Annotated in this window: 9 protein-coding genes; all 9 read right to left on the reverse strand. The window is 37.4% G+C overall.

Annotated features, from left to right (window positions below; genetic code table 11):
- Positions 1-52 precede the first annotated feature (52 nt).
- The gene (locus tag ABVM49_RS11710; protein WP_405202071.1) at positions 53-2884 is read right to left on the reverse strand and encodes a metalloprotease; all 2832 of its coding nucleotides are present in this window, start codon (positions 2882-2884) and stop codon (positions 53-55) included.
- A gap of 145 nt (positions 2885-3029) precedes the next feature.
- Positions 3030-3719 (reverse strand): TIGR00730 family Rossman fold protein, encoded by a 690-nt coding sequence (locus ABVM49_RS11715; RefSeq protein WP_021779057.1) that lies wholly within the window; start codon positions 3717-3719, stop codon positions 3030-3032.
- 52 nt (positions 3720-3771) lie between these two features.
- On the reverse strand, positions 3772-6603 hold the full coding sequence (gene uvrA, locus ABVM49_RS11720) for an excinuclease ABC subunit UvrA (RefSeq protein ID WP_405202072.1): 2832 nt from the start codon (positions 6601-6603) through the stop codon (positions 3772-3774).
- 164 nt (positions 6604-6767) lie between these two features.
- Positions 6768-7202 (reverse strand): methyltransferase family protein, encoded by a 435-nt coding sequence (locus ABVM49_RS11725; RefSeq protein ID WP_405202073.1) that lies wholly within the window; start codon positions 7200-7202, stop codon positions 6768-6770.
- A gap of 67 nt (positions 7203-7269) precedes the next feature.
- Entirely contained in the window at positions 7270-9039 is a 1770-nt protein-coding gene (locus ABVM49_RS11730) for an AMP-dependent synthetase/ligase (protein ID WP_405202074.1), read from the reverse strand.
- A gap of 129 nt (positions 9040-9168) precedes the next feature.
- Complete coding sequence (locus ABVM49_RS11735) at positions 9169-11547, reverse strand: M14 family zinc carboxypeptidase (RefSeq protein ID WP_405202076.1); 2379 nt, start codon at positions 11545-11547, stop codon at positions 9169-9171.
- Between the two features lie 135 nt (positions 11548-11682).
- Positions 11683-12480 (reverse strand): type 1 glutamine amidotransferase domain-containing protein, encoded by a 798-nt coding sequence (locus ABVM49_RS11740; protein ID WP_405202077.1) that lies wholly within the window; start codon positions 12478-12480, stop codon positions 11683-11685.
- A gap of 79 nt (positions 12481-12559) precedes the next feature.
- Entirely contained in the window at positions 12560-13060 is a 501-nt protein-coding gene (locus ABVM49_RS11745; protein WP_405202078.1) for a Crp/Fnr family transcriptional regulator, read from the reverse strand.
- A gap of 192 nt (positions 13061-13252) precedes the next feature.
- A complete protein-coding gene (gene purL / locus ABVM49_RS11750; protein ID WP_405202079.1) occupies positions 13253-16912 on the reverse strand; it encodes a phosphoribosylformylglycinamidine synthase in 3660 nt (1219 codons plus the stop codon).
- Between the last annotated feature and the right edge of the window lie 115 nt (positions 16913-17027).

The raw sequence follows: 17027 nt of genomic DNA on the forward strand, positions 1-17027 counted from the left end.
AATTACCTTTTCTGTTGAGGATTTATCAATTTTAAAACCAATAAAAAACTATCTAATACCACTTACGTGAAAATAGTCCAATGACCGTATCTACACTTAGTTGAAGTTGAAATCTTATTTTTTGATCATAATTGGATTGACCAATTTCCCATCCGAGATTTGAATATATAGGAAAATATAACTCAAAGTAGTCATCTAGTAAACTTACTTGTATACCAGAATCATAGACCAGTTTGCCATTTGCTCTTTTGTTTTTTACAACACCAACGTCTCCATAAGCATAGAAGTATTTCCACAAAGTTGTACTTGCATTTGCTGTAAACATCCACTCATTTGCAAAAACGGGTGCCACATCATCTAGTTGTGATTTAAAACCACCTTCTGCTATGATTATTTGTTGAGAGAACACCCCGCTATTTTCTGAACGGCCATAATAATTATAATCAAATAAATAATCTGTAGGTCTATCTAATGCAAAACTGAAAAAGTCACCATCAGACTGTGTTTTATTATACGTAAATATCCCGCCAAACAAGCGCACATTGAGTTGTCTATTGTTTAAGAATAAACGTCTGTAAAAGATGTTACCAGAAAGCTTTCCAAAATTTCGAGCAAATTGTACATCTCCAGTCACATTAAGTGTATGAACAATACCTGGGTTAAAACGGCTATACCTAAGATTGAGAACATCATAATTAGGCGTAGGCAAGGGTACTAATGGATCTTCTTGTCGCTGGACACTCACATATCTAGCAGAAACAAATTGACGCTTATCTGCTCGTAAATTTGAGGTTCTAAATCTCAAATTTACAAATGGAGTCACTCTTGTAAAAAGTAAATCTGGAGCATAAGAAAATCTATTGCCAGAAATACCATATCGCAATCCATAAAGTCCTTGATTTTGGAAATCGTGTCTGTAAGATATTGAGGCACTCCCTATAAGTTTTTTTGATTTAAGCCCTATCTGAGGCTCGATCTTATAGTTAAGTGCTTTTGTAAGTAATGTTTTATTGTACAATTTAATTCCTGGAGAAAAACCATCATAAAGGTTAAACTCTGCCACAGGCATAAAGAATAACTGATTTTTTGAAGGGTTTTCAAAATCCTGAAAGAATTTAAATTGTAATGGCTTATCTATGCTTAAAAATGCTCCAGGCTTCTCATAATTATTACGCAAGTTATTTTCTGGGACTATATTCTCATAATTAAGGACAAAACGGTCTGCGTTGTCACTGGAGTAGGAAAGCGTAGTAGCCTTCTCCTTTCCAGACACCCAGCGTGTGCTTGTAAGGCTGTCATCTTTAAAACTATAAACAGGTATAGGAGTTTTACGTCTTTTTTTATTCTTTACAGTAACATATATAGAATCTCCTTTTACTTTAGAGTTTTTTAGGGCATAATCTATGCGCTCATTTGATGTGATATACTCGTCAAAAAACCAACTCACATCCTTGTTGCTCTTAGATGTTACTAGTGTTTTAAAATTATTTGATCTTGTAGGTTTTGATGCATTCTCCTCGTAAAAAATCTTAATAACTTCATTTAGTACCTCGTCGCCTAGATACTCATTAAGATAATTAAGACCGACACCGCTTTTATAAGAATACCCTATGTTTTTATTGTACTTAATAAGCTTATCATAAGGAGTATCTAATCCTTGATCAAGATTAAGTCTAGAGATATGAGTATATAGAATAGGGAATTGATCATTAAACTCTAGTTTAGATGCATAAAACTGGCGTACGAGCCAGTATTTATCAAGACCGCCTACAACTTTAAGATCAGGGTAAAACGTATCAATATATTTTTGAAGCATATAGACTTTGAGTCCATCTATGAGCCACCTATCTTCACGTGGGTTTACAAGTAGTGTATTATTAATATAATTATTAATAGTAGTCTTGAGCAGTTTGATTTCATACTTAAAGCCATCTGGAAAAGGACTAATAAAGCTAGGTAACTCATTAAGTCCATAAACTGGCTGCTCTTTGTAATCAAGATCTGTAACCAGTATTTTATTAAAAGGATATGCTCCTAGATTTTTATCTAGAAAGCCTGCTATGCGGTCTGTAATAAGGGCCCTTATTTGAGGTGGTAATGTGCCATTTTGTAAGTTTGAAACTATAGTTACATAATCTGTTTTTACCTCTTCATAAGTAGAGTTTTTGAGAAGAAATATTTTGGCATCTGTACGCTGTTTACCCGTAAGGCGTGTCAACTTTTCGCCTTGAGCGTATGAAGAACCTTGTGAAGACTTTTCTAAATCTGTAACAAGCGTAAAACCAACCGGAATAGAAAAACTAACCGTAATATCAGATTGCGGAAAATATCTATCATTAAGATTTTTGTTACTGTAATATTGCCACCCATTATCATAAACTGCCGGTGTCATAAACCAGTACCTCAAGTTATAATCACCGCCGCGAGTTATGCCATAATCGGTAAATTTTGCATCTGGTAGGGTAACGGTATACTGTAAATTTAAAATAACCGTTTCGCCAGCAGATACAGGTGTTTTTAAAATCACTTTTATAATGTCTGGAAAGCCTTGTGGTCTTGTATACTGCAGGATAGACCCCTGCCCAGAGATGGCCTTTACGGCTGTAAACCCACGCTCATTATCTGGAGCGAGATGGAATTTTTTCTCAAAAGATTCGGCAAATCTTTTTGCTAGGGGAGTGGTCTTGCTAGAGAAGCTATGCGCCCAGTCTGTGAGATAAACTTCCTCCCAATCATCTGTAGACGTGTTTTGTACAGCGATTTGCTGTTGTATTGTTATAGATCTCTCATCTGGCTGTAATTGAGCATTTATGGTCATCGCATTCTGACCTATCGCTACATAGCTAGATACAATCAAAAATAGAAGTGAGTAAAAATGTTTCAATATAGATGTAAATGGGGTTTAATATAAAAACGAATACAAAGGAGATTTATGATACATTCAGAACTAGAATATTGATTAAATCTCCTATTGTAATTATAAGAGTCTTTTACTGTGTGGGTTACGCTTTCGCGAAAGCGTAATACTACTAGAAATTAGGACTTAACTGATACTCGTCATAGAAGTTATTGAGCACCTCAATCACCTCGTCAGACGTGTCTACAAGATGAATAAGATCCATATCTCCAGCACTTATATTGTTAAAAGAGTCAAGTAGAGTTTCTTTTACCCAGTCCATTAAACCTCCCCAAAACTCAGTACCCACAAGGATAATAGGAAACTTCTGAATTTTATGCGTTTGTATAAGTGTGATTGCTTCAAAGAGTTCATCTAGCGTACCAAAGCCTCCTGGCATTACTACAAAACCCTGAGAATACTTAACAAACATTACTTTTCTTACAAAGAAGTAATCAAAGTCTAAGCTTTTATCGCTGTCTATATATGGGTTGTCGTGTTGCTCAAATGGCAGTTCTATATTAAGCCCTACAGAGGTTCCTCCGGCAAGGTGTGCACCGCGGTTACCAGCTTCCATAATACCTGGTCCTCCACCTGTGATGACTCCGTAACCGTTATCTGCAATCTTTTCGGCAACCTCTACGGCTAGTTTGTAATATTTGTGGTCTGGTTTTGTGCGTGCACTTCCAAAAATGGATACACAAGGGCCTATACGGCTCATTTTTTCAAAACCATTTACAAACTCTCCCATAATTTTAAATATGGCCCAAGAGTCGTTTGTTTTCTTTTCGTTCCAGCCTTTTGGTCTGCTTTCGTTGCGCATTCTAGTATTTTTATATTGTTAGTAAGACGTTTTTGCTTTAAGAGCGTTGCGTCTAGTTCATTTCTTTTTTTAAGAACTCAGCTGTATAGCCTTTATTCTTTTTAATTATTTGTTCTGGCGTACCTACGGCCACTACCTCGCCACCGCCTTTACCACCTTCATAACCTATATCGATTATATAGTCTGCCATTTTTACTACATCCAGATTGTGCTCGATGATGAGAATGGTGTTTCCTTTATCTACAAGCTTATTAAGCACCTCCATTAATACTCGTATATCTTCAAAATGGAGCCCCGTCGTAGGCTCATCTAATATATAAAAAGTATTACCAGTATCACGCTTACTAAGCTCTGAAGCTAGCTTGATACGTTGTGCCTCTCCACCAGATAGTGTTGTACTCTGTTGACCCAGAGTTATATAACCTAAACCTACATCTTTAATAGTTTTTAATTTTCGGTGTATTTTAGGTATGTTTTCAAAGAAGTCTGTCGCCTCATTCATCGTCATTTCTAGCACATCTGCGATAGATTTACCTTTATAACGTATCTCAAGTGTCTCTCTATTAAAACGTTTACCTTGACAGGTCTCACACTCTACGTACACATCTGGCAGGAAATTCATCTCTATAACCCTAAGACCTCCACCTTTGCAGGTTTCACATCTTCCTCCAGCGACATTAAAGCTAAAACGTCCAGGTTTATAGCCTCTTATAAGTGCTTCTGGAGTTTTCGCAAATAGACTACGTATCTCATCAAAGGCCTTTGTGTAGGTAGCAGGGTTTGATCTAGGCGTTCTACCTATAGGAGATTGATTTATGTCTATAACCTTATCACATTCATCTAGACCCTTTATACTTTTATACGGCATAGGTTTCTTTACGCCATTAAAGTAATGTGCATTCATAATAGGGTAGAGGGTCTCATTAATAAGTGTAGACTTACCACTACCAGAAACACCAGTGACCGCTATCATTTTACCTAGCGGTATTTTTATAGATACATTTTTGAGATTATTACCTGTAGCTCCCTTAAGCTCTATAAATTTCCCGCTTCCTTTTCTACGTTTTTTAGGGATGGTAATTTCCTTTTCTCCATTGAGATATTGTGCAGTAAGGGTGCTGTGATTTAACAGTTCTTGTGGTGTTCCTTCACTTATAATCTCACCCCCAAAATTACCAGCTTTTGGACCTATGTCTATTACGTGATCTGCACGCTCTATCATATCCTTATCGTGCTCTACAACGATCACAGAGTTCCCTATATCTCTGAGTGACACAAGAGAGTTTATAAGCTTCTCATTATCTCGCTGGTGAAGCCCTATACTAGGCTCATCTAGAATGTAAAGCACGCCTACTAGTTGTGAACCTATTTGAGTAGCCAGGCGTATACGTTGTGCTTCTCCTCCAGAAAGTGACTTAGAGCTTCTGTTTAGGTTTAAATAGGTAAGACCTACATCTACAAGGAATTGTATTCTTGATTTTATTTCTTTTATAATTTCAGAGCCTATCTTGAGTTGCTTTTCTGAAAGTCTTGAATCTACCGTTTCAAACCAGTCTTTGAGCTCAAGAATATCCATAGACGCGAGGTCTGCAATACTCTGGTTATCTACTTTAAAATAAAGAGATTCTTTACGTAATCGTGATCCCTCACAAACTGGACAAGCTACTTTATTCATATAGCTTTTTGCCCATCTCACGAGAGAGGTTGACTCACTATCTTTATAGGTGCTTTCTATAAAATTTGCGACACCTTCAAAATCTATTTTATAATCTCTTGTAACTCCTAGTTGTTTTGAAGAAACAGAAAACTTCTCATTACCTCCGTAAAAGATAAAGTCCATCGCTTCTTGCGGTATGCTTTCTATGGGGTCTGTAAGTTTAAAGTCAAAACGCTCTGCGATGAGCTGTAACTGTTTAAAAATCCAGTTATTCTTTTTTGGACCGTGTGGGTCAAGCCCTCCAGCATTTATAGACTTTTTAGGATCTGGGACAATCTTTTTTGGGTTTACCTTATAAAGCTCACCTATACCATTACAATTAGGACAAGCACCCTTAGGCGAATTAAAAGAAAAATTATTAGGCTCAGGATTAGGGTATGAGATGCCAGAAGTAGGACACATCAGGTTACGGCTAAAATAGCGTACCTCTTGTGTATCGTGATCTAGTACCATAAGTACATCATCACCGTGATACATCGCAGTATTTATACTTTCGCGCAAGCGTTTACTATCCTCATCACTTTTTTTAACCTGCATACGGTCTATCACAATCTCAATGTCGTGCACCTTGTAGCGGTCTACCTTCATTCCTTTTGTAATATCACGCACTTCACCATCTACGCGCACTTTTACAAATCCCTGCTTTGCAATTTGTTCAAAAAGCTCCCTGTAATGCCCTTTACGAGAGCGTATGGTAGGAGCGAGTATATTTATACGTTTACCCTCATAACTCTCTGTAATGAGCTCCTGTATTTGCTCATCACTGTAGCTCACCATTTTCTCTCCCGTATTGTACGAGTAAGCATCTGCTGCACGGGCATAGAGTAGGCGTAAGAAGTCGTAAATCTCTGTAATAGTCCCAACGGTAGAACGCGGGCTTTTACTCGTGGTTTTTTGCTCTATGGCAATTACTGGAGATAAACCTAAAATTTGATCTACATCTGGACGCTCTAATCCACCCAGAAATTGTCTAGCATAGGCCGAAAAAGTTTCGATGTAACGACGTTGTCCCTCTGCATAAATCGTATCAAAAGCGAGTGAGCTCTTACCACTACCCGAAAGACCGGTAATAACAACCAGTTTTTCTCTAGGTATCATTACATCAATATTCTTTAGGTTATGAGCGCGAGCACCATATACTTCAATACGTTCTTCTTGTTCTATCATAGACTTTTAGGCAAGTAACAAATTTACCGCTTTAAGGCTTAATTAGAAAGTGAGTACTACTATAAGAGATTGTTAATATTAAAGCCTGCAGCGTGGTTTTTTTACGCTTTCGCGAAAGCGTGATTCTACCCCCATAAAACGCTATCAAATCACAAGATATTTTCTCAAAATAACAACGGAATAAGACGATAGGTTGTCCTCTTGTATGCCGCATAGGTTGGTCCAAAATGACTTGACAGCAGTTGCTCTTCTCTGTAAATCTTTAAAACTAGAACTACAAAAAGTGCTATGTATAGTATTGAATTTATAATACTTAAAGGAATAAAAGCAGCCGGAATAAAAAACAAGAGTATACCCGTATACATAGGGTTGCGCAAGATTTGATAAGGACCACGGGTTACTAAAACTTTAGATTTAACCTCGGGTTGCACATTAAAATTACCAATACGCATTGCAAGCACACCCCACAAAGCTATCGCAAGCCCACATACCTCAAACAACAGCGGTATATACTCCACACTAAAACTATCTGAATTGTAGAGTAAGGCGCCTATGAGTAAACCTTGAGCAATAACGAGTAGTAGTGAAGATCGTGACACGATAAGAAATTTACTAGGGTTTTGTGTATTAAAAAAGGGTTACGATAACGTAACCCTTTTGATAATTTTATAATCCGTAGATGTCATTATAAAGATGAACATAGTTCTCTTTAATGATTTTACGTTTAAGCTTCATAGTAGGAGTGAGGTGACCACTCTCTACCGTCCAGGCGTCTGGAGTAAGTCTAAAGGCTTTTACCTTTTCCCACTTTGCAAAACTCTCGTTTGCTTCATCTACCTCTTTCTGGTAGCGAGCTTGAACCTCTGGATTTGCAATAAGATCTTTTTGTGATGTGTAAGACACATTTTTCATCTTTGCCCAGTCTTCTAGGAACTCAAAATTAGGTTGTATTAAGGCAGCTGGCATTTTTTGCCCTTCACCTATAACCATTATTTGCTCTATAAAACGTGATTGCTTAAATCTGTTTTCTAATAGTTGTGGCGCTACATACTTACCTCCAGATGTTTTAAACATCTCTTTCTTACGGTCCGTAATTTTTAAGAAGCCATCTTCATCTATATGCCCTATATCACCCGTATGGAAGTAGCCATTTTTAAGGACTTCGTTTGTCTTTTCTGCATCCTTATAATAACCTAACATTACATTAGGTCCTTTTACAAGGATTTCTCCGTCTTCTGCAATCTTAACTTCTACACCTTTAATAAGCTTACCAACAGTACCTATTCTAAAATTACCACCTCGCATATCATTTACAGAACATACTGGTGATGTTTCGGTAAGACCGTAACCTTCCATAACACCCATTTGTGCAGCGTTGTATATTCTAGCTAGACGTGGTTGTAGTGCAGCACTACCAGAAGCGATTACTTTAAGATTACCTCCTAGAGCTTCTTGCCATTTTGAGAAGATAAGTTTACGAGCTATAGCGAGCTTACGCTCATATAACCAGCCATTTTTACCATATGGTTCATATTCTAAACCTACATCTACAGCCCAGAAAAATAATTTTTTCTTTATACCTGTAAGATCTGCTCCTTTTGCAATAATCTTGTCGTATACCTTCTCTAGTAGTCTAGGTACAGCTGTCATAATCTCAGGTTTTACCTCCTTAAGGTTGTCTGAGATAGTCTCTAGCGACTCTGCAAAGTAGATTGCTACACTATTGTACTGATATAGATACGTAATCATACGCTCATATATGTGGCAAATAGGTAAAAAGCTCAATGCCTTGACACCTTCCCCCGCAGTAGGTACACGTTCTGTACTTGATATAGCATTACTTACAATATTTCTATGCGATAGCATTACACCTTTAGGCCTACCAGTAGTTCCAGAGGTATAAATAAGCGTAGCAAGGTCATCTGTCTTTACAGAATCCATAAGCGCTTGTACTTCTGGTTGATTACTATCATCTGCTCCTTGATCTAACACTTGTTGCCAGTTATCACAACCGTCTATATCATCAAAAGAGTATACTCCTTGTAATGATGGTACTTTATCCTGAGCTTCTCTAACTTTTGCTAGTGTTTCTGTACAAGAAACAAATACATATTTACTCTCAGAGTGGTTTAATACATATGCATAATCTTCTGCAGAGATAGTAGGGTACATAGGCACGTTTTGCGCGCCTATTTGTAAGATACCTACATCACAAATATGCCATTCTGTACGGTTAGTCATCGAGATAACCGCAATTTTATCATTAGGTTTTACTCCTAATCGTAATAGACCTCTACTAAAAGCATTTGCTTTATCAATATATTCTTGCGTAGATGTCTTAATCCATTCTCCATTTACTTTCGTACAAAGGGCATCTGGCAGGTTGTTTGTTTCCAGTTGATGATAAGGAAAGTCAAATAATCTAGTAATTTCCATAAGTGTCATTTAATTCGGTGACAAAATATGAAAAAATGCACGGTTTCTATTGAGATATTCTTAAAATAAGGCAGTAATTTTTACAATTTGGAGATATTGTATTGATTTTCTTTAAGATGCGTTTTAGACTTAATTCTTGACTATTTTAAAAATTGCACTATTTTCAAGAGTTTTAAACTCTAAAAAGTAAATTCCAGGGGTAAGGCTACTGTAATCTATAAAAGCATTTCCTTGTTGTTTTGTTGGTTTTAACACTTCCTGTCCTAATACATTGTATACAATAGAACTATAAGATGGTAGCGTAGTACGTACCGTTAGTATGTCTTTAACAGGGTTAGGGAATAACTTAAATGCGGCTTTTAAATCAATCTCATCTACCTGAAGCGACTCATCTGTTACTAGTGAAAATGTAAGATCATCAAAATAAAAACCATCTCTTGTAACACCACCATCAGAAACCAGTGTAAAGCGAGCCATTATAACCTCTCCAATATATTCACTCAGGTCTATCTCTTCATAAACCCACTCATCTTGTACGCCATCATAAAGAGGTTCTCCTATAGGTTGTGCATTTGTGCCAGCACTCGTGTAATTACCACATTGAGGCTCCCAAGTGCTACCATTATCTGTAGATATTTCAAACTGCACATAGTCCCAGGTGCTTTCTATATCCCATCTGGCATAAAATGATACCATTGCAGCTGTACCTGAAGATAGGTCTATAGGGTTAGACAACGATATTACACTATTTTGATTATTTGAATAATTACCAGAAGGTGAGTCTGTAATAGAAGATGAAGGAGAGACGAACGTAGTATTTGTAACTCCCCAAGCTGTATTTTCATAATTACTTAAATCGTTAGCTTCATCTATAAACACATCATTTATTGCTCCATATATTTTAGTAATACGTATAGCATTGTCATAAAATCCATTATTAATAACTAAATCAAACTCAATTTGGTCACCAGCAACTACATCTTCGGTTAACGTATAGTTTATGGTTCCTGAAACTGTTTCTAGAGGCGCAACATTTGTAAAATTTTCGGCATCACCATTACTTATGATACTACTTGAAACTGGATTGAAACTAATAGTAAAATCACCTGTACTATCAACTCCTAGACGCTTTAAATTAAATGAAGTTGAGAGGTTTGTACTCTCTCCTACGAGTGTATTTGTAGTTTCTACGAGAGCACCATAATTTGTAGCCATCTGTGCAGCCGTAAGGTTCATAAACATCATAGCCTGAGAGGTAGTTATAATATCACTTGCTGGTGGCCAGAAAGAAGTCCCTATCTCTGGTGTAAAGGCAAAAATCTTATCGTGTGTACCCACAGTACCGTACATAAAATCATCACTCTCACCTGCAAAGGGGTTATCTCGTATAGGAGTATAACCGTTTAGAGAAGTTAATTCTGCACCGATACCTTGATACAATCCATCATCTGCAGTTGCTACATCTGCATAGCCAAATGGATAATACAACAACTCACCAAAGGTATGATTATTAAGTGCCAGCACAAAGTTGTGTTGCTCTACAAACCATTTTATAGCTTTGTTTTCTATCTCAGAAAATGGACCTGTACCGTGATAAGTGTTAGAGTTAGGGTTACTAGAGGAGCCAGCGCCTCCCCACGAGCCATTATTAGGATCGCCATTAATGTGGTAGTCATAATTTCTATTGTTATCTACACCGTTACCATTCTTTCTATTTTTACGCCATAGTCCGCCGCCGTTTGGGTCTGTAACTTGGTTATATAGGTAACCGTCTGGATTAATAACGGGTATAAAATATAGTTCTGTATTATTAACTATAGATTGTACCTCAAGATCACTTTCATAATTTTCTAGTAAATACCACATATAATAAACAAGCTGCATAAGTGACATGGGCTCTCTAGCGTGATGTATAGCTGTATATAAAACCTCTGGCTCAGTCTCATCTACACTAGGATTATCACTTATTTTAAGCCAGTAAATAGGGTTAGAGCCTATAGATGGTGTTACAGATGTATCCGGCTGACCTTCAGTAAGAAAATCACTTATTTGTGCCTTAGTAGTTATAAGATTAGGATAAAGAGCTGCCATAGCGTCTACCTCGTCTAAAAATTCTTGATAAGTAAGATATCCTCCCATAGAACCTTGATTAAAATTTTCTGGAGTAGGGTAGTTGTTATTACTTGTCGTACAGTTTGTGTTCTGTGATTGTGATCTCATATGCTCATTTTGAGACCTATAATGGGCGGCTACATCATTCATAATGATTTCTACATAATATCCATTTTGTCTTGCAATGGAAATTTCATCGGTAGAGAAGTCTGAGATTATATATGTACCCTCCTTATGTATACCGTGATCTGAAGCAATATCAAGGCTTTTAAGTTGAGTGAGAGTTTGATTTCCAGAAAATGAAATCTTAGCCTTGTGATATATTATTGGGTTTTGTTGCGCTTTCGCGAAAGCGTAAATACATAATATACAAAGTATGCTGAGTAATTTTTTCATCAAGGTTTATTTAAAGCGGTAGCGCTTATAAAGATATAACACTTAAAGACTTGAATTTCCTACTTGAGAGGGTATATTATAAAAGCCCAAGCTTAAAAAGCTTGGGCTTAAGGTTATCCGCTATTTTAGAGGGAATTATAGGGATAATTTATGTAATAATTTTTCTGCCACTAACTCAGATGATGCTGGGTTTTGACCTGTGATAAGAAGTCCATCTTCTACAGCAAACTCACCCCAGTCTGCAACCTTCTCATAGTTTGCACCATTTGCCTTAAGCATATCTTCTACTAAGAATGGTACTACATCTGTAAGCTGTACAGCATCTTCTTCAGAATTTGTAAAACCTGTAACACGTTTACCGCTTACTAGTGGTGTACCATCTTCATTTTTTGTGTTCTTGAAGATAGCTGGTGCGTGACATACAGCAGCTACTGGCTTATTATGAGCATAGAAACTCTCTATAAGAGCAATTGAATTTTTATCTTCTGCAAGGTCCCATAATGGCCCGTGACCCCCTGGGTAAAATACCGCGTCATAATCTTCTTGACTAACCGTCTCTAGCTTAATAGTAGCGGCAAGTTTATCTTGCGTTTCTTGATCTGCAAAGTATCTTTTGGTTGCAGGTGTTTGTGCGTCTTCTGTATTACTTTTTGGGTCTATAGGTGGTTGTCCACCTTTAGGCGAAGCAAGTGTGATGTCTACACCCTTATCTTTAAGTAAGTAATATGGAGCGGCAAACTCCTCTACCCAAAATCCTGTTTTTTCTCCTGTGTCTCCTAAGTCTTCGTGACTTGTTAAAACAAATAGTACCTTTTTCATAGTATTTTCTTTTTTTGATTCTACATTAGTTAAAGTAGTTACTTCGGTTTCATTTGCTTGTTTACAAGACAATGCAACCGCAAGTAATACAATCGCTGTGAGCGTTTTTTTCATTTGTATCAATTTCTTAATACAAAAATACAGGGCTCAATTCTTCAAAAAATTGATTTATGATAATAAAAGGGGTTTTTAACTATCCTTTGGCAATTTCCTTGCGTATGCGGCTTAAGCTTTCGGTAGTTATGCCTAAGTAAGATGCTATATGGTAGTTCTTTACTGTTTTTTCTATAGTAGGGTAGGTGGTAATAAAACTGTGGTAACGTTCCCTGGCAGATAAGGAGATATTACCCAGAATACGCTTCTGAAAACTAGCAAAAGCTCCTTCCATTTTCTTTCTAAAAAAGGATTCTAGCGATGGGATGTTCTTGTAGAGATTATCTAATTTTTCCTTAGGTAATTTATAAATAACCGCATCTTGAAGACACTCTATAGTGACAATGGCCGGTGCCTTTGTAAAGTATGCTGTATAGTCACTTATCCACCAGTCATTTATGGCAAACATAAGTGTATGTTCCTTACCCACAGTATCTGTAAAATAGGAGCGTAGACAGCCACTATGCACATAGTATTGATCTATTACAACCTGGTTTACATCTATAAGAATTTCTCCTTTTTTTACTTCAATGCGCTCCATTCCTTGATTTATAAGGTTTAGGGCTATACTATCAAGATCTACGTTCTTAAAAATTTGCGCTATGATATTTTGATTTTCCAGGATTATAGAGTGTGGCGGTTTGAGTAAATATACGCTTTCGCGAAAGCAAAATAAAAACTCCCACTATCTTTAAAAGACCGTGGGAGTGTATACATATGCGATGTTGCTTTCTTATTTATTCTTCTCTACCCAAAGTCTTGCATTTACAAAAGCCTCTAGCCAAGGGCTTACCTCGTCTGTATGTTGAGCAGGGTAGTGTGCCCAGTTCCAAGGGAAGGTAGAACGTTCTATATGCGGCATAGTTGCAAGGTGACGCCCTGTGGTGTCACAAATCATTGCTGTATTAAAGTCAGATCCATTAGGATTTGCAGGGTACCCTTCATAACCGTAGGTTGCTACAATATCATAAGCATCTTTGCCCATAGGTAAATTAAATTTACCTTCTCCGTGTGATATCCATACACCTAGCGTACTACCTTCTAGTGAAGATAACATTACACTATTGTTTTTTTCAATTTTTACAGAGGTAAAATTGCTCTCGTGTTTGTGACTATCATTATGAGACATCTTTGCAAGTTCTTTGTGATCAGGATTGATAAGGTCAAGTTCTAAAAACAACTGGCAACCATTACAAATACCTACAGAGAGCGTATCCTCACGAGCAAAGAAGTTCTTTATGGCCTTATTTGCCTTCTCATTATATTTTATAGCACCTGCCCAACCCTTTGCAGATCCAAGCACATCACTATTTGAAAAACCACCTACAGCTCCTAAAAACTGGATGTCTTCTAGCGTCTCACGTCCTTCTATTAAGTCTGTCATATGCACATCCTTAACATCAAAACCAGCTAGGTACATTGCATTTGCCATCTCACGCTCAGAGTTACTTCCTTTCTCTCTTAGTATAGCGGCTTTAGGTCTAGGTTTACTGGTGTCAAGTACTGGTTTTTTACCTGTAAAGTGTGCAGGAAATGTATAATCTAGCGCTTGATTTTTATAGTTGTCAAAACGATCTTGAGCAAGTCCATTTGCGGTTTGCTTATTATCTAGTAAGAATGAAGTTTTAAACCAAGTATCACGTAGTGAACTCACGTTAAGACCCATCTCGACACCATTGCTTTTAATTACAAGCTCTGCGGTATCCGTTACATTTCCTATTTTAAAGAAGGCTACATTATTTGCTGTAAGAATATCTTCTACACCAGCATCTGCCTGAAAGACAACACCAGCATTTTCTGAGAAGAGTAATTTTATGAGATCTTGTTCCCCTATTTCTGTGAGATCAAGACTTGCACCAAGATTTGTATCTGCAAAGCAAAGTTCAAGTAGTGTAGTTATAAGACCACCACTAGCTACATCGTGCCCTGCTTGTATTTTATTTTCTTTTATTAACTCCTGTAATGTGTTAAAAGCTGTTTTGAAGTTATCATCACTTACAACAGTAGGAGCTTCATTACCTATGCTATGGCATACTTGTGCAAAACTAGAACCACCTAGTTTATGACTATCACCAGACATATTAATGTAATAAATGGCCCCACCATCCTTTTGAAGCACTGGCTCTACTACTTGATTTATATTATTACAGCTACCTGCTGCACTTATCACAACGGTACCTGGAGCAATCACATCTCCATCTGGATATTTTTGCTTCATAGAGAGACTGTCTTTACCTGTAGGTACGTTTATACCTAGGTTAATAGCCATCTCAGATATAGCTTCTACAGCTTTGTAAAGTCTAGCATCTTCACCTTCATTTTTACAAGGCCACATCCAGTTTGCAGATAGACTCACAGACTTTAATCCATCTGTAAGTGGTGCCCAAACAATATTAGTAAGTGACTCTGCGATACTGTTTTTACTACCAGCTACTGGGTTTATAAGTCCAGAAACAGGTGAATGACCTATAGAGGTTGCAATACCTTCTGTACTCTTAAAATCCATAGCCATTACACCTACATTATTTAAAGGAAGTTGTAATGGTCCTACACATTGTTGCTTTGCAACTCTACCACCTACACAGCGATCTACTTTGTTAGTAAGCCAGTCTTTACAAGCTACTGCTTCTAGCTGCAAGACCTGCTCTAAATAGTCGTGTATCTTACCTAACTCATAAGTAGGCTCTTTATAATTACGTGCTACCGTAAAATCTGTCATTACTGTTTTAGGCGAACTACCAAACATATCATCTAGGTGCAAATCCATAGGACTTTTTCCTGTGGTAGCACTCTTAAACGTAAATCTATGATCTGTCGTGACATCTCCTACTTCATACATAGGCGATCTCTCACGATCTGCTATGCGTTGTAGTGTATCAATGTCTTCCTTTCCTATAACTAGTCCCATACGCTCTTGAGACTCGTTACCTATAATCTCTTTTTCAGATAGGGTAGGGTCACCTACAGGAAGTTTGTCTAAATCTATAAGTCCACCAGTATCTTCTACAAGTTCTGACAGGCAGTTTAAGTGTCCTCCAGCACCGTGATCGTGAATAGATACAATAGGATTTACATCACTCTCCACCATACCACGTACAGCATTTGCAGCACGCTTTTGCATTTCAGGATTAGAACGTTGTACGGCATTAAGTTCAATACCAGAGTCTAGAGCTCCTGTATCTGCACTTGATACTGCAGCACCACCCATACCTATTCTATAATTCTCACCACCTAGTATTACAATTTTGTCACCATCTTGAGGTGTATCTTTTAGTGCTTGTTCTTTCTTTCCGTAGCCTATACCTCCGGCTTGCATAATTACTTTGTCATAACCTAGACGTTGCCCATCTTCTTGATGCTCAAAAGTGAGCACTGAACCGGCTATAAGTGGTTGTCCAAATTTATTTCCAAAATCTGAAGCTCCATTTGATGCTTTTATAAGAAGGTCTATTGGGTTTTGATAAAGCCACTTTCTTTCTTGCATACCCTGTTCCCACAAGCGGTCTTGCTCTAGCCTTGAGTACGGCGTCATATACACAGCAGTACCTGCTAGCGGTAAAGATCCTTTACCACCTGCTAGTCTATCTCTTATCTCACCACCAGAACCTGTAGCTGCACCATTAAACGGCTCAACTGTAGTTGGGAAGTTGTGAGTCTCAGCTTTAATAGAAATCACAGATTCAAACTCTTTTTCTGTATAGTAATCTGGTTTGTCTGCCGTATTTGGGGCAAACTGAGTAGCCTTAGGTCCTTCTATAAAGGCAACATTATCTTTATAAGCAGAGACAATCGTATTCGGATTTTCGGCAGAGGTCTTTTTAATAAGCTTAAATAGTGAAGATGGCATTTCTTCTCCGTCTATCACAAACGTTCCATTAAAAATTTTGTGACGACAGTGCTCAGAATTTACTTGGCTAAAACCAAAAACTTCAGAGTCTGTGAGCGGTCTTCCTATTTTGGCTGCTACGCCTTCTAGATATGTCACTTCCTCATCACTAAGCGATAACCCTTCTTTTTCATTATATGCTGCAATGTCTATTATAGGAAGAATTTCTTCTGGTGTAACATCAATATCAAAAATAGTTTGGTCTAATGATTCAAACTGTTGAGATATCATTGGGTCAAAAGTTGTTTCCGCTTTCGCGAAAGCGAACTCTTCTATTCTCACAATACCCGTAATACCCATATTTTGAGTAATCTCAACCGCATTTGTACTCCACGGAGTAATCATAGCTGCACGAGGGCCAATAAAAAAAGCGTCAATAGTAGACGCTTCAATTTGTGGGGAGTTGCCAAAAAGCCATACAAGCTTAGCAATATCTTCTTGTGTAAAGTCTTGTGTAGTTTGCACCGCATACACAGTGCTCTGAGGGTTACCAAAAAAGTGGATCATCCGAGTGGTTTTGTTGTGTGTTTTTGAAAAAGTAAAATTACTCAATATTTATTTATGTTAAAGGTAGGAATTAAGGAGATTGAAATGTTTATTAAGTGAGTTGTTAACCACAACT

The organism is Dokdonia sp. LLG6352-1 (assembly GCF_045055815.1).
Classification (GTDB): Bacteria; Bacteroidota; Bacteroidia; order Flavobacteriales; family Flavobacteriaceae; genus Dokdonia; species Dokdonia donghaensis.